The 18752-nt window shown below is 63.5% G+C and carries 18 protein-coding genes and 1 pseudogene; 14 read left to right on the top strand and 5 right to left on the bottom strand.

Annotated features, from left to right (window positions below):
* The first annotated feature begins 78 nt into the window (after positions 1–78).
* The 6 genes and pseudogenes from ispG (at position 79) to X726_RS140745 (ending at position 4890) form a co-directional block, all read left to right on the top strand.
* The gene (ispG, locus tag X726_RS140730; RefSeq protein WP_023673101.1) at positions 79–1332 is read left to right on the top strand and encodes a flavodoxin-dependent (E)-4-hydroxy-3-methylbut-2-enyl-diphosphate synthase; all 1254 of its coding nucleotides are present in this window, start codon (positions 79–81) and stop codon (positions 1330–1332) included.
* A 3-nt stretch (positions 1333–1335) separates the two neighbouring features.
* Positions 1336–2193 carry a lytic transglycosylase domain-containing protein gene (locus tag X726_RS140735; RefSeq protein ID WP_023673100.1) on the top strand — a complete coding sequence of 286 codons (858 nt, stop codon included), beginning with the start codon at positions 1336–1338 and terminating at the stop codon, positions 2191–2193.
* Positions 2194–2207: 14 nt separating this feature from the next.
* Positions 2208–2561: pseudogene (locus X726_RS03635) on the top strand (chloramphenicol phosphotransferase); the annotation flags it as partial.
* Positions 2557–2754: a hypothetical protein gene (locus X726_RS1000000172500; RefSeq protein WP_348529832.1), complete on the top strand. Its 198-nt coding sequence runs from the start codon at positions 2557–2559 to the stop codon at positions 2752–2754. The pseudogene X726_RS03635 and the gene X726_RS1000000172500, both read left to right, overlap by 5 nt.
* Positions 2755–2921: 167 nt before the next feature.
* Positions 2922–4058 (top strand): sterol desaturase family protein, encoded by a 1137-nt coding sequence (locus X726_RS140740; protein ID WP_023673098.1) that lies wholly within the window; start codon positions 2922–2924, stop codon positions 4056–4058.
* 79 nt (positions 4059–4137) lie between these two features.
* On the top strand, positions 4138–4890 hold the full coding sequence (locus X726_RS140745) for a Stf0 family sulfotransferase (RefSeq protein WP_031215496.1): 753 nt from the start codon (positions 4138–4140) through the stop codon (positions 4888–4890).
* On the opposite strand, the gene X726_RS140750 is transcribed toward X726_RS140745, so the two are convergent.
* The 3 genes from X726_RS140750 to X726_RS140760 form a co-directional block, all read right to left on the bottom strand.
* The gene (locus X726_RS140750; protein ID WP_023673096.1) at positions 4891–7233 is read right to left on the bottom strand and encodes a response regulator; all 2343 of its coding nucleotides are present in this window, start codon (positions 7231–7233) and stop codon (positions 4891–4893) included.
* 85 nt (positions 7234–7318) lie between these two features.
* Entirely contained in the window at positions 7319–7504 is a 186-nt protein-coding gene (locus X726_RS140755) for a hypothetical protein (protein WP_031215495.1), read from the bottom strand.
* Between the two features lie 37 nt (positions 7505–7541).
* Positions 7542–8561, bottom strand: a complete 1020-nt coding sequence (locus X726_RS140760; RefSeq protein WP_084630947.1) for a LacI family DNA-binding transcriptional regulator — start codon at positions 8559–8561, stop codon at positions 7542–7544.
* A gap of 218 nt (positions 8562–8779) precedes the next feature.
* On the opposite strand from X726_RS140760, the gene X726_RS140765 reads away from it, so the two are divergent.
* The 6 genes from X726_RS140765 to X726_RS140790 all read left to right on the top strand — a co-directional run bounded on the left by X726_RS140765 (position 8780) and on the right by X726_RS140790 (position 15540).
* Positions 8780–9613, top strand: a complete 834-nt coding sequence (locus tag X726_RS140765; RefSeq protein WP_050588586.1) for an inositol monophosphatase — start codon at positions 8780–8782, stop codon at positions 9611–9613.
* A gap of 34 nt (positions 9614–9647) precedes the next feature.
* Positions 9648–10700 carry an ABC transporter substrate-binding protein gene (locus X726_RS140770; protein WP_023673092.1) on the top strand — a complete coding sequence of 351 codons (1053 nt, stop codon included), beginning with the start codon at positions 9648–9650 and terminating at the stop codon, positions 10698–10700.
* Between the two features lie 91 nt (positions 10701–10791).
* On the top strand, positions 10792–12996 hold the full coding sequence (locus tag X726_RS140775; RefSeq protein WP_023673091.1) for an iron ABC transporter permease: 2205 nt from the start codon (positions 10792–10794) through the stop codon (positions 12994–12996).
* Positions 12997–13010: 14 nt separating this feature from the next.
* The gene (locus X726_RS140780) at positions 13011–14111 is read left to right on the top strand and encodes an ABC transporter ATP-binding protein (protein ID WP_050588584.1); all 1101 of its coding nucleotides are present in this window, start codon (positions 13011–13013) and stop codon (positions 14109–14111) included.
* Positions 14112–14209: 98 nt separating this feature from the next.
* Positions 14210–14683 carry a carboxymuconolactone decarboxylase family protein gene (locus X726_RS140785; protein ID WP_023673089.1) on the top strand — a complete coding sequence of 158 codons (474 nt, stop codon included), beginning with the start codon at positions 14210–14212 and terminating at the stop codon, positions 14681–14683.
* Positions 14683–15540: a sigma-70 family RNA polymerase sigma factor gene (locus tag X726_RS140790; RefSeq protein WP_023673088.1), complete on the top strand. Its 858-nt coding sequence runs from the start codon at positions 14683–14685 to the stop codon at positions 15538–15540. The genes X726_RS140785 and X726_RS140790 overlap by 1 nt, the downstream gene beginning before the upstream one ends.
* A 114-nt stretch (positions 15541–15654) precedes the next feature.
* On the opposite strand, the gene X726_RS140795 is transcribed toward X726_RS140790, so the two are convergent.
* Positions 15655–16239: a TetR/AcrR family transcriptional regulator gene (locus tag X726_RS140795; RefSeq protein ID WP_023673087.1), complete on the bottom strand. Its 585-nt coding sequence runs from the start codon at positions 16237–16239 to the stop codon at positions 15655–15657.
* Positions 16240–16341: 102 nt separating this feature from the next.
* Here X726_RS140795 and X726_RS140800 point away from each other — a divergent pair, with 102 nt between their 5' ends.
* Together X726_RS140800 and X726_RS140805 are read left to right on the top strand one after the other, a co-directional pair.
* On the top strand, positions 16342–17157 hold the full coding sequence (locus X726_RS140800; RefSeq protein WP_031215491.1) for an oxidoreductase: 816 nt from the start codon (positions 16342–16344) through the stop codon (positions 17155–17157).
* Positions 17158–17225: 68 nt separating this feature from the next.
* Complete coding sequence (locus X726_RS140805; protein ID WP_023673085.1) at positions 17226–18227, top strand: NADP-dependent oxidoreductase; 1002 nt, start codon at positions 17226–17228, stop codon at positions 18225–18227.
* A 96-nt stretch (positions 18228–18323) separates the two neighbouring features.
* Here X726_RS140805 and X726_RS140810 read toward each other — a convergent pair.
* Positions 18324–18752 (bottom strand): polyprenyl synthetase family protein (locus X726_RS140810; RefSeq protein ID WP_023673084.1); only part of this gene is annotated, 429 nt, incomplete at its 5' end.

Here is an 18752-nt window from a genome sequence, read left to right as displayed (position 1 = left end):
CAGCGCTCTGCGCTGATAGCTGATCGAGCGTGCGTCGACGTGGACGTATGTCGCTCGGGTGATCAAGAGGCTGCCGGCATGACCGGGTATTTTTCCTCCCCCTTTGCGCGCCGGACATCGGTCGGCGTCGATGTCGGCGGCGTGGTCGTCGGCGGCGGCGCGCCGGTCGTCGTGCAGTCGATGACCAACACCGACACGGCCGATATCGACCAGACCGTCGCGCAGGTTGCGGCTTTGCATCGCGCTGGCTCCGAGATCGTGCGCATCACCGTCGATCGTGACGAGAGCGCCGCCGCCGTGCCGCGCATCCGCGAACGGCTCGAGCGGCTCGGCATCAATGTGCCGCTGGTCGGCGACTTCCACTATATCGGCCACAAGCTGCTGGCCGATCATCCGGCCTGTGCCGAGGCACTGGCCAAATACCGCATCAATCCTGGCAATGTCGGCTTCAAGGACAAGAAGGACCGCCAGTTCGCCGCGATCGTCGAAATGGCGATCAGGCATGACAAGCCGGTGCGCATCGGCGTCAATTGGGGGTCGCTCGATCAGGAGCTGCTCACCCGGCTGATGGACGAGAACCAGAGCCAAGGCTTCCCGCTGACGGCGCAGGAAGTAACCCGCGAGGCGATCGTGCAGTCGGCCATCCTGTCGGCCGAAATGGCCGAAGAGATAGGCCTCGCCCGCGAAAAGATCATCCTGTCGGCCAAGGTCAGCGGCGTGCAGGATTTGATCGCCGTCTATGCCGAGCTTGCCACGCGTTCCAACCATGCGCTGCATCTTGGCCTCACCGAAGCCGGCATGGGATCCAAGGGCATCGTCGCCTCGTCGGCTGCCATGGGCATCCTCTTGCAGCAAGGCATTGGCGACACCATCCGCATCTCGCTGACGCCGGAGCCGAATGGCGATCGCACACGCGAGGTGCAGGTCTCGCAGGAACTGCTGCAGACCATGGGCTTCCGTCAGTTCGTGCCGATCGTCGCCGCTTGCCCCGGCTGCGGCCGCACGACATCCACCGTGTTCCAGGAGCTCGCCCAGAACATCCAGGCCGATTTGCGCAAGAACATGCCGGTCTGGCGGGAGAAATATCCCGGCGTCGAGAACCTCAAGGTCGCGGTGATGGGCTGCATCGTCAACGGCCCCGGCGAATCCAAGCACGCCGATATCGGCATATCGCTGCCCGGCACCGGCGAGACGCCGACCGCACCCGTCTTCGTCGACGGCAAGAAGTCGGCGACGCTGCGCGGTCCGTCGATCGCCGCCGATTTCGAAAAAATGGTTGCCGACTATATCGAGCGGCGGTTTGGCCAGCACGGCAAAGCCGCGGCCGAATGAGCCATGCGGGGGCTGCTCAAAGCCGGTGTGATCCTGCTCTGCGGGCTGAGTGCCGGACAGGCACTTGCCGATCCACCGCAATCGCGCTCGGCGGCGAAACGATTGATCGGCCGTGTCTGTGACCTGATCGAGACGCATGCCGAGCGGAACGGCCTGCCGAAGGATTACTTCGCCCGGCTGATCTGGAAGGAAAGCCGCTTCGACCCCAATGCGGTGAGCCCGGTCGGTGCCGAAGGCATCGCCCAGTTCATGCCGGGCACCGCCAAGATGCGCGGGCTGGCCGATCCTTTCGACATCGACCAGGCGATCCCGGCTTCGGCGAAATATCTCGCCGAAATGAAGACCGGCTTCGGCAATCTCGGCCTGGCGGCGGCTGCCTACAATGCCGGCGAGAGCCGCGTTTCGCGCTGGCTGGATTCCGGCGGTTTCCTGCCGATGGAGACCGAGAGCTACGTCTTCGACATCATGGGCGAACCGGCCGACAAGTTTTCCGACAGCGCTTACGCCGGGACGGTCGAGCCGCTCGACGCGAAAACCAGCTTTGCCGTCGCCTGCCGCAAGCTGCCGGTGATCATGTCCAGAACCGTGGCGATGGCCTCGATCACTGTGAAGCCATGGGGCGTCCAGGTGGCCGGCAATTTCCGCAGGGGAGCTGCGATCAATCAGTGGCTGCGGGTCAGGAGCCGGTTTCCGGCGCTGCTTTCCGGTCGTGACCCGGTGGTCAGCCGGGTGCGCACGCCGATCGGCCGACGCGGCATCTACGCCGTCAGGATCGGCGTCGACGACCGTGCCGCCGCCAACGTCATCTGCCAGAAACTGCAAAGCGTCGGGGGCGCCTGTATCGTCGTGCGCAACCGATAGGCCGAGGGGGCGACATGACGGCCAAAATCGTCCTGCTTAATGGCGTCGGCAGCGCCGGCAAAAGCTCGATCGCCAGGGCGCTGCAAACGATCGCCACCGAGCCCTTCCTGCATGTCCAGATGGATGCTTTCATCGACATGCTGCCGCCGGCGCTGCAGGATCATGCCGACGGGTTTTCCTTTGAGACCGTGCTGGAAGACGGCAAGCCGTCGGTGGTGATCAGGAGCGGGCCGGTCGGCGCGCGAGCCATGCGCGGCATGCGCCATGCCATCGCCGCCATGGCCGGGCAAGGCAACAATCTCATTGTCGACGACGTCTTCAATGACGAGATAGCGGAGTACCGCATGCTGCTGTCGGGTTTCGATCTGCATCTGGTCGGCGTCATGGCGCCGCTGGAGGTGCTGGAAGCGCGCGAGGCCGCGCGCCGACAGGCTGCCTGGCCTGGCGCGCTGGCAATATGGACGCGTCCACAACGGCATGGACTACGACCTCGAAGTCGACACCAGCCGGCTGACGCCGCTTGAATGCGCCCGTCGCATCCAGGAAAGATTCCGACTATAGTGGCCGGTGTCTTTGACACGATTGCAGTTTTTACCAATTGCCCAAAAAGCCGATAGCCGTCTCTGGCCTGCAAAGTCGTGTCGATTAAATATTTATGAGCCCTGCTATAGTAAGACCGGTCGAAATTTCTGGCGAGACCTTTTGGGGGCCGTTAACGGGGGAGCATCATGGCAGTGGCAAATTTCCTTAGACGCGTTGTCGGCGAACTTGAAACGCCGCGCGCCAAACGGCCGTTCGGTTCTGGCTGGCTGTCCGGCTCGATTGGCTTGCTTGCCGGGGTCACCGCCCTGCTGATGGTCATCGTGCTGCGCTACCCGTCGCTTACATCGATGCCGGATCTGGCCCCCATCCACCAGATGCTGTTCTTCAAGCCGGTGCTCTATTTCGTCCTCATCTCCGGCTATATCCTGGCGATCCTCAGCATGACGCTGCGCAGGCAAAAGACGCTCGGCGCGGCAGCGATGTTCACTGTGCTGCTGGCGTCGCTGGTCGGCATGCTTCCGGTGCGCCATCAACTGCACATCGAAGGGGTGTTCTTCGGGCTTGATTTCTTCATCCTGAACGCTCTGTTCATGGGTGTGCTGTTCGTACCGCTCGAACGTCTTTTCGCGCGCAACAAGGATCAGACCGTGTTCCGCGACGAATGGCGCGAGGACCTGTTCTACTATCTGGTCTCATCGCTGCTGGTGCAGATTTTGACCTACCTGACCTTGGCGCCGTCCAACTTCGTCAATGCACAGGGCGCCCTTGGTTCGGTGCGCGCCTGGGTCCACGACTTGCCGTGGCTGGTGCAGTTGCTGGCGGTGATGTTCCTGACCGACCTTGCCCAGTATTGGGTGCATCGGGCCTTCCATCGCATTCCCTGGCTGTGGAAGTTCCATGCCGTGCACCATTCCGCCAAGTCGATGGACTGGATTGCCGGTGCGCGCATGCATTTCCTGGAAATCATCGTGCTGCGCAGCCTGACGGCCACCCCGATGTTCGTGCTGGGGTTCGATGAATCGGCTATCCAGACGTATATATTGATCGTCTACGTCTATTCGTCTTTCATCCATTCCAACATCGGAACCAGTTTCGGTCCAGTCGAAAAGGTGCTGGTGTCGCCGCGTTACCACCACTGGCATCACGGCCTCGAGAAAGAAGCGATCGACGTAAACTTCGCCATCCATTTCCCGCTGCTCGACCGGCTGTTCGGTACCCACCATATGCCTGAAGGACGCTGGCCGAACGGCTACGGCATTCACGGACATCCCGTTCCGAACGGATACTGGCAGCAATTCCTCTATCCCTTCCGGCGCGGCTAGACTGGATCCATTAGCGAAGCGCGCGTGTCACCGCGCCTGGCGAGGTAGCCCAATCCATGACAAGCGACAGAGCCCCCAGATGCGTGACGGCTACATAATCTGCGGCACGCCGAGAACCGGAAGCACATTGCTGTGCGGTCTGCTGGCATCGATGAAAACAGCCGGCGATCCGCACTCGTTCTACCGGCGGCAGGACAAGGCGGAATGGGCAGAAGAGTGGAAATTGCCGCATCCCGATACGATGAGCGCGCATGACTTCGATGTCGCCTACCTCAAGGCGGCAATCAGCGCGGGAAAGGGCGGAACAGCCGTCTTCGGCTTGCGCCTGATGCGGGAGAACCTGGGTGAACTCTCGGCCATCCTCGACCGGATCTACCCAGACCTGCCATCGGACAAAGCACGCTTTGAAAAGGCCTTCGGGCGGGTCCTCTACATCCATCTTTCGCGCGAAAACAAGCTGGCGCAGGCGGTGTCGCTGATCAAGGCCGAGCAGACCGGGCTTTGGCACATCGCGCCCGACGGAACCGAGATCGAACGAGTCGCACCGCCGCAGGAACCCCGCTACGATTTCAAGCGGATCCAGCGCGAGCTTGCCGAACTCGAAGCCTATGACGCGGGCTGGAACGTCTGGTTCGCGGAGCAGGGGATCGTCCCGCTGCGCATCGGCTATGAGCGCCTGTCAGGCGATCCGGCAGCGGCATTGGCATCCATCTGCAAGGCCCTGGGCGTTCCGGCGCCGAATGCCGCCGACGTAAAGCCGGGCGTCGCCAAGCTCTCGGACGAGATTAGTCTGGACTGGATGCGCCGCTATCGTCTGGACGCGGCGATTTGATCAAGCCCTCTTTACCGCGACCGTTTCGCTGAGCCATGTGCCGATCTTGCTGCCGAGGCGGTCGGGCGACACCGGCTTGGGCAGATAGTCATCCATTCCGGACTCGATACATTTGTCGCGGTCGCCCTTCAGTGCGTGCGCGGTGACGCCGATGATTGGTGTGTGATTGCCACTCGCTGCCTCCGCCGCCCGGATGGCGCGGGTCGCCTCGTAGCCGTTCATCTCCGGCATGGAGACGTCCATGAGGATCAGCTTCGGCCGCAGCGCCCGGTACATCTCGACGGCCGTGCGGCCATTGCTGGCGATGCGGTAGCTGAGGCCAAGCCCATTGAGGATCTGGCCGAACACCAGCTGGTTCACGTCATTGTCCTCGGCGATCAGAATATCGATCGGGCCGTTTGGCGTGGCGATCGATTCAGGCACTGTGGCCGCCGGAATTGCCGGGCCGCGAATGACGGTGAAGGCGGGTGGCGTCACGGGTGCCGCCTGCGGAACGACAGGCTCGCGAACGAACTGGGCCTTGCCGATCTGGGCCCGCGCTTTCTGGATGGCCGAGATGACGGTGCCGAGCAGGATGGCCGAGCGCGCCGGCTTGGTCAGATGCGCGGCGATGCCGAAATCGATGACCATCTTGCCGAAATCGACCTGATCGACCGAGGTCAGCAGCACCACCGGGATGGCGGAGAGACGGCTGTCGGCGGAAATCGCCTTGGCGACATCGGCGCCGTTCATGCCGGGCATTTGGTAGTCGAGGATGATGCAGTCGACCGCAGCAGCGAGTTGGCTGGCCCGGTCTAGGAAGGCGAGGCCGACGGCGCCGCTTTCGGCGGCCGCGCAGTCGAAGCTCCAGCTTCTGAGCTGCTCCAGCAAGATCTCGCGGTTGACCGGGTTGTCGTCGATGACCAGCACGCGGGCGCCGGTGACGTCGACCGGCACGATCTCGTTGCGCGTGTCCTGCTGATGCGCCGGCAGCGGCACGGCGAACCAGAACACCGAGCCGCGGCCGATCTCGCTTTCGACGCCGATCTTGCCGCCCATCAGGTCGATGAGGCGGGCGGCGATGGCAAGGCCGAGGCCGGTGCCTTCATGGCGGCGCGTCGACGAGCCGTCGACCTGCGCGAATTTCTCGAACACGTTCTCGAGCTTCTCGGCAGGAATGCCGATGCCTGTGTCCTCGACGCGGACCTTGAGCTGGACCATGCCGTCGACCACCTCGCCGCCGACATCGATCAGCACATGGCCCTTCTCGGTGAACTTCACCGCATTGCCGAGCAGATTGGTGACGATCTGACGGAACCGTCCGGCATCGCCGACGACATGGGCAGGCAGGCGCGGGTCGACGCGCACGATCAGCTCGAGGTTCTTTTCGGCGACGCGCGCCGACACCAGTGTGGCCACGTCCTCGACCGCTTCGGCAAGCCGGAAGGGTGCAGGATCGAGCGTCAGCTGACCGGCATTGATCTTGGAGAAATCAAGGATGTCGTTGATGATGGTGAGCAGCGCATTGCCCGATTTGACGATAACATCGGTGAAGGTCTTCTGCCGCGCGTTAAGCTCGGTCTTGGCGAGCAGTTCGGCCATGCCCAGCACGCCATTCATCGGCGTGCGGATCTCATGGCTCATATTGGCCAGGAATTCCGATTTGGCGCGGTCGGCCGCTTCGGCCTTGAACAAGGATACGGCGGATTCGGTGAAGGCGCGGCGGATCGCCTTTTCCATCGGCCGGAAGATCCAGAGGGCAACGATGGCAAGAACCGCGAACAGAAGGCCGCTTGCCCACAACAGCAGCCTGTCGCTGGAGGCGTCGGCCAGATGGCGTTCGCCATCCATGGCGGTCCGCACACGCATCAGCATCGGCTGGACGAACAGGTCGTTCTGGTTGAGGATTTCGCGCGAGCTCCATTCGTCGGTCTGTTGCGCCGCCGACATCAGGTTGAAGTTGCGCACGATGTCGCGCGACGACCAGAACAGGTCGCCGTTAACGGCGGCCGACGAGAGTTCGTCCAGCGTTTTGGCCGATAGGCTCGGCTTGATCGCGGCCAACTCCGCGGACAGTGTTTCGATCTCGCTGGTCAGGCGTTGCGAATGGCCGCGCGCGGCGGCGGCAAGGCCGTCACGGGTTTCGGTGCGCCAGGTCGTGCTGGCGGTTTCGGCAAAGCTGGAGGCGTTGCGCAGGTCGCGGGTGAAGACGACGAGATTGCTGCTCAGCGCGTCGATGTCGTGGCGGAAGGAATTGACGCGATTGAGCGCAAACATCACCGCGGTGGAAGCCAGCGCAAAGATGAGCAATCCCGAGATGTAGCGAATCCGGATCGAGCGGATGAAGAAAGAATATTCCGGCATGCGCAACCCCAACACATACGCATCATTTTAACGGTCGGGATTACGCTTGATTTACATTAAAATTCCGTTCGCGCCTGGCGGGCCGTCAAGATCCTCGCTGCACGTGCCCGGAGTTGGCGCCATAGAGGGTGGCATCGCATTCGCGCATCATGCGCAGTGCTTCTTCCTCGGTCAGGCCAAACTTGCGCATCATGCTCCGGATTTCGGGGCCTACAGCTATCTCCACCGGTCTTGCCGCCTGGCGGGTCTTCCTGGCCTTTTTCTTGGACATCAGTTCGTTTCCCGTCTTGACCGACACATGTTTCGCATCAGCCCTGGCCCGGTCTCACCGTGCTGCGCCAGACCATGGGCGCATGGCAGATCAGGCGGCTGCCAGCCTCCTCCCGCGCGCCGGTCGCGAGCCGCACGGCGCGCCTGGCGATCTCCTCGATCGGCGGCGAGAACGTCGTCAGCCGGTAAGAGGCCCAGTCGGCCTGTTCAATGTCGTCAAAGCCGATGACGCAGAGATCGCGGGGTACGTTGATGCCGAACTCGTGGCGGGCCGCATCGAGAAAGCCGCACGCAATCAGGTCGGTCACGCAGAACGCCGCATCCGGCCGCTGCCGGCCGGAAAAGAGCCGCCTGGCGCCATCGGCTCCGGTGGCATAGCCGGTGCGGCCCTCGCGCCACACGGTCACCTCCAGCCCTTCCTCCTGCGCCGCGGTAAGGAAGGCGGTTTCGCGGGAGAGCAGGCTGGGCGTGCCGGCAGCCGAGGTCACCAAAGCGGGGCGGGTACAGCCGGCCCGGATGAAGGCATGCAGCGCTGCCTCTGCGGCTGCAGCGTTGTCGACACCGATATTGTGCGGGCCGTCGAAGCGGTCATCGCGATTGATCAGCACCAGCCGCTGGCCGTTCTCAAGACAGGTGCGGATCAGCAACTGCGGCGGCGAGCCGGACAGAACGATGCTCGCATCGGCGCGATAGTTCAGCGTGTTGCGCAGCGCCTGGTCGACATGGTGGCTGGGGCCGGAGGTGTTGAACACCATGGCCATTTTGCCGGCGTCCCGCAGATGTTGGGTCAGCGCCTTCTGCAGGCGGGCATGATAGGGCGTGTCGCCATCGGCAACGATGAGGCAGACAATGCCGGTCGAGGCCCGCACCAGGCCGCGAGCCAGATGGTTGACGTGATAGCCGAGTTGCTCGGCCGCCAGCATCACTCGCTCGCGGGTTTCCCCGGAAACGGAAGCGCCGGGCGTGAAGGTACGTGACACCGCCGAACGTGAAACCCCGGCGAGGTCGGCAACCTGCTGGGCGCTGGAAAAACCGGTGCGGATTCTCGGAACCGTCAAGCCAACGCTCTCGCTGCTGTTTTCGTGATTCTTTGCACGCCCGTGCAATGTAATGCAACTCTTCTGCCATTGCCACCCACCGCACTTGACAGGCATGGCCGAATGCAACAGCTTTGCACAGCCGTGCAATACAAGCCGGCTCAAGAGTGGCATCGGAGGAATACCCTGTCCATTTCGCCGAAGACGGCATTGAGGGCGCGATTGTCCGGACCGGCTGCATGAGCAGGGCGGCGGCGCATCCGAAGGCGGACCGGCTGTCCAAGGCCGAGATGGACAGGCGTGCCGAGGTCTGCCGGAAACTGCTTGTCACGGCCGGGCAACTGGCGATGGAAGGCTATGCCCGGCAGGGCGCCGTCCAGCCGGTGGCGATGAAAGGCCCGCAGGATTTTCTCACTGAAACCGACGGTAAGGTCGAGGAGCACATCCGCGCCACGCTGGCAGAGGCTTTTCCGCAGGACGGGTTTTTGGGCGAGGAAGGCGGCGGCATCGGCTCTGCCCGCATGTGGGTCGTCGACCCGATCGACGGCACCGCCAATTTCATGCGCGGTATTCCGCATTTCTGCATTTCGATAGCTTTCGTCGAGGACGGCCGCAGCGAGATCGGCGGCATTGCCAATCCGGCCGTCGGCGAAACGTACTTTGCCCGTCGCGGGCAAGGCGCGACGCGCAATGGCGCGCCGATCCATGTGTCGCCGACGCAAGCGTTCGACCGCGCCTTTGTCGAGTTCGGCTGGTCGCCGAGGATTCCCAATCGCGACTATCTGGACAAGGTGAGCCTTGTCTGGGCACTCGGCGCCAATGTGCGGCGCTCCGGCTCCGGAGCGCTTGGGCTGGCCTATGTGGCCGACGGCCGCTCGGATGCCTATGCCGAGCTGCACATCAATTCGTGGGACTGCCTGGCCGGATTGCTGCTGGTGGAGGAGGCCGGCGGCCGGGTGAACCGGTTCCTCGACGGCGACGGCATGGCGAAGGGCAATCCCGTGCTTGCGGCAGCACCCGGTGTCGCGGCGACATTGTCCCAGGTGATCGGAGTGCCGCTCGACGACGGGTAGATCGTTTCCAGTGAGAAGACAGGGAGGAATATCGATGAAGACATTTGACAGTAAGCAAGGCTTGCGCGCCGCCTGGCTTGGCCTTGGCGCGGCGCTGGCCATGTTCGGATTGGCGAGTGCCGCCCAGGCGGCCGACCGCAGCCTCACAATGTATTGCGCCGTCGACGAGGCCTGGTGCCGGGCGATGGCGACCACCTACCAGAAGGAGACGGGCGTCAGCGTCGACATGACCCGCATGAGCGCTGGCGAAATCTACGCCCGCCTCCGGGCCGAGAAGGACAATCCGCAAGCCGATATCTGGTGGGGCGGCACCGGCGACCCGCATCTGCAGGCGGCGGAAGAGGGCCTCACCCAGGAATACAAGTCGCCGCAACTGGCAAACTTGCGCGACTGGGCGCTTAAGCAGGCCGACAGGTCGAAGAACCGCACGGTCGGCATTTATCTCGGTGCGCTCGGCTACGGCTATAATGAGGAAGATCTGAAGCAGCGCGGGCTGACCGCTCCGGCGTGCTGGGCCGATCTGGTCAAGCCGGAATTCCAGGGCGAGATCGAGATGGCCGACCCGAATTCATCGGGCACGGCCTGGACTATGCTTGCCACCATCGTCCAGCTGATGGGCGAGGACAAGGCATTCGACTATCTCAAGCAGCTCAACAAGAACATCGCCGAATACACCAAGGCAGGGGCCGCGCCGGCGCTCGCCGTCGGCAAGGGCGAGACGCTGATCGGCATCTCCTTCCAGCACGACGTGATCAATGCCGCGAAACAGAACCCTGCCGTGAAGGTGGTGTCGCCTTGCGAAGGCACCGGCTTCGAGATCGGTTCGATGAGCATCGTGACGGGCGCCAAGCATGCCGAAGAGGCGCAGAAATTCTACGACTGGGCGCTGAGCCCGGACGCGCAGAAGCTCGCGGCGCCGAACGGCAGCTTCCAGATCCCGTCGAACACCGCCACGCCGGTGCCGCCCGAGGCGCCGGACCTCTCGAAGATCAAGCTGATCGACTACGACTTCGCCAAATACGGCTCGTCGGCCGAACGCAAGCGGCTGTTGAAGAAGTTCACCGACGAGGTCCGCAATGGCGGTTGAGCGCGTTCTTTCGCGCTCACTCTAGCATCTGATCGCCGGCTGCCCTTCGCGGCAGCTGGCGCACCATCCTTTGGCAACAGAAAGACATTGAATGGCCGCGGTCGGTTCCATGGTCAGTTCCGCTCCTGGACGCAGCGCGCTCGCCTGGGTGATGGCCGCGTGGGCGAGCTTCGTGCTCTTGCCTTGGTACAAGGTCGAAGGCGGCTTCTTGTCGTTCGACTGGCTGGCACAGCCGGCGGATGCGACGCCGGCCATCTTGCTGGCGCTCGGTGGCCGGCCCTGGCTGTTGCCGCTTATCCTGCCGCTTCTGCTGGCGAGCTGGCTGGTGGCGCGCAATAACCCCAAGAGACTGGCGGTTGCAGGCGCGGCGGGCCTGCTGTGGCTGGCCATCGAAGGCTTTTCCATCATCCATTCGGGCTGGGGATTTGGCTTACTTACCCAGATCGCCGGCACGCCGGGACCGATACAGCCGGGGCTCGGCTGGGGTGCGGCGCTCTATGCCGTGGCGATGCTGATGTTCATCGCCGAGGCGCTCGCCGCGCGCGGCTGGTGCAAGGGCGACCGCTTCGTCGTCGGCTCGCTCTCAATCGTGATTGCTTCGCTGATCCTGTTCGTCGCCTATCCGCTGCTGTCGATCCTCACCTCGGCCATCAAGGACAATGACGGCAATGTCGTGCCGGCGCTGTTCGTCGAAAAGATCTTCAGCGCCAACATATGGAGCCTGCGCTGCCTCTATGGCGAGGGCTCCTGCGGCGTGGCGTGGAACACGGTGGCGATCGCAGTCCTCGTCGGCTTTTTCTGCACGGCGCTTGGGCTGGCTCTGGCGCTGATTGCGCTTCGCACCAAGCTGCCGGCCAAATGGCTGCTGCGCGGCCTGTCCATCCTGCCGATCATCACGCCGCCCTTCGTCATCGGCCTGGCGCTGATCCTGCTGTTCGGCCGCGCCGGCATCGTCACCAACCTCATGTCGGTGCATCTCGGCATTCCGCGCAGCCGCTGGATCTACGGCATGGCCGGCATCACCATCGCGCAGGTGCTGGCCTTCACGCCGATCGCCTTCCTGGTTCTGGTCGGCGTGCTGCAAGGGGTCAGCCCAAGCATGGAGGAAGCATCACAAACCCTGCGCGCCAGCCGCTGGCGCACGTTTCGCACCGTCACCTGGCCGTTGATCCGGCCGGGGCTGGCCAGCGCCTTCCTGATTTCGTTCATCGAGAGCATGGCCGATTTCGCCAATCCGCTGGTGCTGGGAGGCAATTTCAACGTGCTGTCGACCGATATATTCTTCGCGGTGGTTGGCGCGGCGCACGACCAGGGCCGCGCGGCGGTGCTGGCGATCGTGCTGTTGATGTTCACGCTGGCAGCCTTCGTCATCCAGCGCCGCTGGATCGGCAGCCGCAGCTACGTCACCGTCGCAGGCAAGGGCGATGGCGGTGTACCGGCGACGCTGCCCAAGGCCTTGCGGATCGGCTGCTACGCCGCCGTCGTTCCGTGGCTGGTTCTGACCATCGTGGTCTACGGCATCATCCTGGGCGGCGGTTTCGTGCAATCGATCGGGCGCGACAACACGCCGACGCTCGAATATTTCCTCACCGCCTTTTCGATCGAGAAAGGCGTCAATGGCTGGTTTTTCAGCGGCTCGGCCTGGCCGTCGCTGCTGATGACCATCGGCCTGGCGCTGGTGGCGATGCCGTTCACCGCGGCGCTCGGCATCCTGACGGCCTATCTGCTCGACCGGCAGCGTTTCGCCGGGCGCACCATGTTCGAGTTCCTGGCCATGATGAGCTTTGCGATTCCCGGCACGGTGATCGGCGTCAGCTATATCCTTGCCTTCAACGTGCCGCCGGTGCAGTTGACCGGCACCGGGCTGATCATCGTGATCTCCTTCATCTTCCGCAACATGCCGGTGGCGATCCGTGCCGGGCTCGCCAATCTCGGACAGATCGACAAGAGCCTGGACGAGGCATCGCTGACGCTTGGGGCGCGATCCTTCGCCACCTTGCGGCGGGTGATCCTGCCGATCCTGAAGCCGGCGATCGTGACCGCGATGATCTACAGTTTCGTGCGCGCGGTGACGGCGGTCAGCGCCGTCATCTTCCTGGCGAGCGGCCGGTTCAACCTTGCCACGGTCTACATTGTCGGGCGCGCAGATGTCGGCGAGTACGGCATCGCGATTGTCTATTCGGCGGTGATGATCGTCGTCATGATGGTCATCCTCATCGGCATCCAGCTGCTGGTCGGCGAACGCCGGCTCGGCCGGCGCCGTGCGGGTCCGGAAGCCGTCGTGGCGGCAATCTGATGGGGAGAAGCGGCGTGGATCAGACGGCGAAGAATGCTGCCCCGGTTGTCACGGACAGGCCGGCGGTGCGGTTCGAGGGCGTCACCAAGAAATACGGCGCGGTGATCGCCGTCGACAATGTCAGCTTCGACATCGCGCCGGCCAGCCTGGTGACGCTGCTCGGGCCCTCGGGTTGCGGCAAGACGACGACGCTCAGGCTGATCGCCGGACTGGAACAGACCAGCACCGGGCGCATCCTGATCGACGACAAGGACGTCACCTTGCTGTCCGCCGCCGAGCGAGATGTCTCCATGGTGTTCCAGTCCTATGCGCTGTTCCCGCACATGAACGTGATGGAGAATGTCAGCTACGGCTTGCGGGCTACGGGGCTTGGCAAGGCGCAGGCAGCCGAGCGCGCCGCCGAAAAGCTGTCGCTTGTCGGCCTGTCCGGCTACGAGAAGCGCCAGCCGAGCGAATTGTCCGGCGGCCAGCAGCAGCGCGTCGCGGTGGCGCGCGCCATCGTACTGGAGCCGAAGGTGCTGCTGTTCGACGAGCCGCTGTCCAATCTCGACGCCAAGCTGCGCCGGCGCGTGCGCGACGAAATCCGGGGTCTCCAGCAAGATCTGGCGCTGACCATGGTCTATGTCACGCATGACCAGGAAGAGGCGCTCGCCGTCTCCGACCGCATCATCGTCATGAACGCCGCTCGCGTCGCCCAGGACGGCACGCCGCGCGACCTCTACAACGAGCCGACCAACCGCTTCATCGCCGACTTCATGGGCGACGCCAATCTGCTCGACGTCGAGGTGCTTTCCAGCAATGCGACCAGTGCAAGGGTCAAGGTCGGACCCTTGCTGCTCGACATGTCGGGTCGCGGTAACGCTCCGGGGCCGGCGATGCTCGCTGTGCGCCCGAATGCCGTGCGCATCTTGCCCGGCCAGCCAGCGGGCACCATGAAGGGCCGGGTGGTCAAGAGCTCGTATCTCGGCGACCACATGGAATACCGCATCGCGATCAGCGATCCGGCGGTCGAACTGTTCGCGACATCGCCTGATGTCACACCCGCCGTGGCGGAAGGGACGATGGTCGGGATCGATTTCGATCCGGCGAAGATCGTGCTGATCAAAGACGATTGAACGCGCCGGGAAAGCACCTTCGAAAAAATCCAGCCTGAATGTCACACCGGCCGGTCTTGTCTCGTCATGATGGCGTACCCAACACAAGGACTGCAATCATGACCGCCAAAATCGACCTCTTCGCCGCCGCCCCTGCGCTGATCAAGCAGTGGCAGCGCGCATCGACCGAACTCTCTGTCGCCGCCGGGCTCGAGCACAGCCTCAACGAGCTGGTGAAGCTTCGGGCGTCGCAGATCAATGGCTGCGCCAACTGCATCAATCTGCATGCCACCGAAGCGCGCGAGAATGGCGAGACCGAGCAGCGCATCTATCTGCTGCCGGCCTGGCGCGAAGCGCCCTGCTACAGCGACCGCGAGCGTGCCGCGCTCGGCTGGACCGATGCGCTGACGCGCCTCTCGGAAGGACAGGACCGCGAAAGCGCCTATGATGATCTTAAGGCGCATTTCACCGAGGAGGAGCAGGTGAAGCTCACCGTTTTGATCAACATCATCAATGGCTGGAACCGCATCGCCGTTGGCTTCGGGCTCTACACCGACGCAGCAACGATACGCGCCAGCGCCAAGGCGGCCTGATGACGGCGACGGCACCCGACGACGCGGCAGCGGGCTTCGGCCCGCTGCGTCCGAAGCTGATGCGGGTCGCCTATCGCATGCTGGGCTCGGTGAGCGACGCCGAGGATGTCGTGCAGGATGCCTTCATCCGCTGGATGGGGACCGACCGCTCGCAGGTTCGCGAGCCAGAAGCGTTCCTGCGCCGCACGGTGACGCGGCTTTGCCTTGACCAGCTCAAATCCACGCGGCGCCAGCGCGAGACCTATATCGGCCCTTGGCTGCCCGAGCCCATCGTCGAAGAGGACGATCTTGAAGATGTCACCTTGCCGCTGATGTTGGCGCTGGAGCGGCTTTCGCCGCTCGAGCGGGCGGCCTTTCTGCTGCACGATGTGTTCGGGCTGGAATTCGAGGAGGTCGCGACCGCCATCGAGCGCGATTCAGCCGCCTGCCGCCAGCTTGCCGCTCGCGCACGGGGCCATGTCCGCGAGGCGCGGCCCCGCTTCAAGGTGGAGAAGCAGCGTGGCCTGGAGATCGCCGAAGCCTTTTTCGCGGCATCGCGCAGCGGCGACATGCAGGCGCTCGGCGCGCTGCTGACGGAAGATGTCAGCGCTCATGCCGATGGCGGCGGCAAGCGTCCGGCGGCTTTGGCGCCGGTGCTGGGCTTCGACGCCGTCATGAAGCAATACGCGCAAGTCGCGGCCTGGCTGCGCGACAATCGCTCGACGCTGGTGCGCATCGGCTTCGTCAATGGACTGCCGGGGTTCGTCACGCGGGAGGCCGATGGCGAATTGCAGACCACCGCGCTTGACATCGAGGACGGCAAGATCGCGGCCGTCTATGTCATGCGCAATCCCGACAAGCTCAGGCATCTGCACTAGACCTGAGATTGAATCGGGCGAAATAGCGGTTCGGCCTGCCTCCAAAGGCCGGCCTTTCCTGTGTGCGACCCGCATGACGATGTCAGGGGGCCTTTTGCGGTTGCCGCCCCCAACCTAGGATGCCTTCTCACCCTCAGATGTCTGGATCAGCCTGCGCGCGGCATCTGCTCCTGCCGCAAGGAAGCGATCCGACAATTCGGTCCCTGCCACCGCGCGGGCCAGTTGAAGCGCGCCGATGAGGGTCGCAAAGACGCCCATGGCAACGCCTTCCGGATCCCTGGCCTGCGGAAGCGCTGCAGACAACTGGCGCACCAGAACCAGCAAGCGTTCGGTATAGACTTGGCGCGTTTCGGGCGGCTGACGCGCGAGTTCCGGCAACAGGGCGGCCGACGCGCAGCCGGCTCCCGGATTGTCCCGGTGCTCAGCTGACAGATACGCCGCTATGCCCATCTCCGGACCACCGGCTGCCAATACCTCCTGCAGTTGCTGCGACTGGCTCTCCAGTGCCGCTACAAGGCTTTCACGCACAAGCTCCGCCTTGGATTGGAAATGCGGATAGAAGGCTCCGTTCGTCAGCCCGGCGTCGCCCATGATGGCTGCCAGGCCGGACGCGGCGATGCCGTCACCGCGAAAACGCTGGGCTGCGACCTCGACGATGCGATCGCGGGAGGCGTCCTTTCGGCCCTTTTCGTAGCGCATGGCGCTCTTCCTTTCTGCTATTGCATTATGGGTGTAATGTGATATTACGATCATAATTCAATCAACGGCAAAAAGCTAGCCCTCATGTCTGTGGAGTATCAAATGAGTACCCTTTCAGAAAGAACCGCAGTCGTGACCGGAGCCTCTTCGGGCATCGGCCGCGCCAGTGCCGAGGCCTTGGCGCGGGCGGGGTATACCGTCTTCGGGACAAGCCGCAGCAAGGCCGGCAACGGCCCGGCTAAGGTGTCCATGCTGACCTGCGACGTGACCGACGGGGAGTCCGTCAGCGCCCTCGTTGCAACCGTGCTGGCCCAGACCGGTCGTATCGATCTGCTGGTGAACAATGCCGGTGTCGGCCTGCTTGGCGGCGCCGAGGAATCTTCGGTCGCACAGGTGCAGGCTCTGTTCGACGTCAATCTGTTCGGCGTCATGCGCATGACCAATGCGGTGTTGCCGTCGATGCGGCGCCGCGGCCAAGGGCGCATCGTCAACATCGGCTCGATTCTAGGATTGGTGCCCGCGCCATACTCAGCGCACTACTCGGCGGTCAAGCACGCGCTGGAGGGCTATTCGGAATCGCTCGATCATGAGGTTCGCGCCTTCAACATTCGCGTCTCGGTCATCGAGCCGGCATTCGTGCGCACCGTCTTCGACCAGAACGGCATCGAGCCGGATTCCCTGTTGAAGGACTACGATCAGGCGCGCGCCGGTCTCAAGGCGCTGCTTGCCGATGTGATGCCCAAAGCCGATCGGCCGGAAGTGGTGGCGGATGTGGTCGTCAAGGCAGCGACCGACGCCCGTCCGCGACGGCGCTATACCGCAGGGAAGGCAGCGCGCCAGGTCAGCCTGCTGCGCCGCTTCGCCCCCGCGGAGATGTTCGACAAGACCTTGCGCAAGCAGTTCCGCTTGCCGGTCTGAACAACGGCGGGACGGAGAATTTCACGCACAGACAGCAGGCCAACAGACACTTTCAGAAAGTCACTGCCATGAAGGCATTCGTTGTCGATAAATATAGCAAGAAAGGCATTTTGCGGCTGGCCGAGATGCCGGAGCCGGAGCTGCTGGACAATGACGTCCTGGTCGAGGTCCATGCCGCCGGGGTGAACCTGCTGGATTCCAAAATCAGAACCGGCGAATTCAAACTCGTCCTTCCCTATCGCCGGCCCTTCATCCTCGGTCACGACGTTGCCGGGAGGGTTGTCAGGGTGGGCTCGAAAGTCCGCAAATTCAAACCCGGCGACGCCGTCTATGCGCGGCCGCGCGACGGCCGGATCGGGACATTCGCCGAATTCATCGCAATCGATGAAGCCGACGTGGCGCTGAAGCCGGCGAACCTCAGCATGGAAGAGGCGGCCTCGGTCCCGCTGGTCGGTCTGACCGCCTGGCAGGCTCTCATCGAGAGGGCGGGTCTGAAGACAGGCCAGAAGATCTTCATCCAGGCTGGCTCCGGCGGCGTGGGGACATTCGCCATCCAGTTGGCAAAGCACCTCGGCGCGATCGTTGCGACAACAGCGGGCGCGGCAAGCAACGATCTGGTCAGGGATCTCGGCGCCGATGTCGTCGTCGACTACAGGAAGGACGACTTCGAGAAAATCCTGTCGGGCTACGACGTCGTCCTGAACAGCCAGGACGCCAAGACGCTTGAGAAATCCCTGACTGTGCTGAAACCGGGTGGGAAGCTCATCTCGATTTCCGGTCCTCCGGATCCCGAATTTGCCTGGAAACAGGGACTGAACGTGGTGCTAAGGCTGCTGCTGCGGCTGCTGAGCCGTGGTATCAGGACCAAAGCCAAGCGCCGGGGCGTGGGATTTTCGTTCCTGTTCATGTCGGCGCAAGGTGAGCAACTGAGCAAAATCACGTCCCTCATCGAAGATGGGGCGATTCGCCCGGTCGTCGACAGGGTCTTTCCTTTTGAAGCGACCAATGAGGCGCTGGCTTACGTCGAAACAGGACGCGCCAAGGGCAAGGTCGTCGTCAAGGTCAGATAGCGCGCCCAGTTGCTTTGGGGCATTTGAGAGACACCAAGCAAGGCAGCGCAAGGCCGACAAATTCCGAAAACGGTTCGGCATCCGATTGCCCAAACCTCAGTTGTTGCGGATTGCCACGAAGCTTGCCGCTGCCTTCAGCAAGGCTGCCTGTTCACCGTAAGGCTCAAGCAATTCATGGGCCTGCTTGACCAGCCCATGGAGCTGGCTGCGCGCCCAGTTCGCGCCATGCAGCGCGACCAGCGTCGCCTTGCCGGCGGCTGCGTCCTTGCCGGTCGCCTTGCCCATCTGGCTGGCATCGGCGGTCAGGTCGAGCAGGTCGTCGGCAAGCTGGAAGGCAAGCCCGACCGCCGAGCCGAATTCGGCCAGCCGGTCGCGGTCCTGCGGTGCAGCGCCGGCAATGATCGCGCCGGCTTCGCAGGCGTAGCGGATCAGCGCGCCGGTTTTCATCGCCTGCAGCCGGACGATGCCGGCCTCGTCCGGCCTGTTGCGCTCGGCTTCGAGATCGAGCGTCTGCCCGCCGACCAT

It is taken from the genome of Mesorhizobium sp. LSJC285A00 (assembly GCF_000503155.1).
GTDB lineage: Bacteria > Pseudomonadota > Alphaproteobacteria > Rhizobiales > Rhizobiaceae > Mesorhizobium.
This window is presented reverse-complemented; position numbering and strand designations above follow the sequence as displayed.

Bases quoted from the DNA above. Each gene is read 5' to 3' on its own strand.
- ispG (WP_023673101.1), top strand. From the start codon at position 79: ATGACCGGGTATTTTTCCTCCCCCTTTGCGCGCCGGACATCGGTCGGC.
- X726_RS140735 (WP_023673100.1), top strand. From the start codon at position 1,336: ATGCGGGGGCTGCTCAAAGCCGGTGTGATCCTGCTCTGCGGGCTGAGT.
- X726_RS140740 (WP_023673098.1), top strand. From the start codon at position 2,922: ATGGCAGTGGCAAATTTCCTTAGACGCGTTGTCGGCGAACTTGAAACG.
- X726_RS140745 (WP_031215496.1), top strand. From the start codon at position 4,138: ATGCGTGACGGCTACATAATCTGCGGCACGCCGAGAACCGGAAGCACA.
- X726_RS140750 (WP_023673096.1), bottom strand. From the start codon at position 7,233: ATGCCGGAATATTCTTTCTTCATCCGCTCGATCCGGATTCGCTACATC.
- X726_RS140755 (WP_031215495.1), bottom strand. From the start codon at position 7,504: ATGTCCAAGAAAAAGGCCAGGAAGACCCGCCAGGCGGCAAGACCGGTG.
- X726_RS140765 (WP_050588586.1), top strand. From the start codon at position 8,780: ATGAGCAGGGCGGCGGCGCATCCGAAGGCGGACCGGCTGTCCAAGGCC.
- X726_RS140770 (WP_023673092.1), top strand. From the start codon at position 9,648: ATGAAGACATTTGACAGTAAGCAAGGCTTGCGCGCCGCCTGGCTTGGC.
- X726_RS140775 (WP_023673091.1), top strand. From the start codon at position 10,792: ATGGCCGCGGTCGGTTCCATGGTCAGTTCCGCTCCTGGACGCAGCGCG.
- X726_RS140785 (WP_023673089.1), top strand. From the start codon at position 14,210: ATGACCGCCAAAATCGACCTCTTCGCCGCCGCCCCTGCGCTGATCAAG.
- X726_RS140790 (WP_023673088.1), top strand. From the start codon at position 14,683: ATGACGGCGACGGCACCCGACGACGCGGCAGCGGGCTTCGGCCCGCTG.
- X726_RS140795 (WP_023673087.1), bottom strand. From the start codon at position 16,239: ATGCGCTACGAAAAGGGCCGAAAGGACGCCTCCCGCGATCGCATCGTC.
- X726_RS140800 (WP_031215491.1), top strand. From the start codon at position 16,342: ATGAGTACCCTTTCAGAAAGAACCGCAGTCGTGACCGGAGCCTCTTCG.
- X726_RS140805 (WP_023673085.1), top strand. From the start codon at position 17,226: ATGAAGGCATTCGTTGTCGATAAATATAGCAAGAAAGGCATTTTGCGG.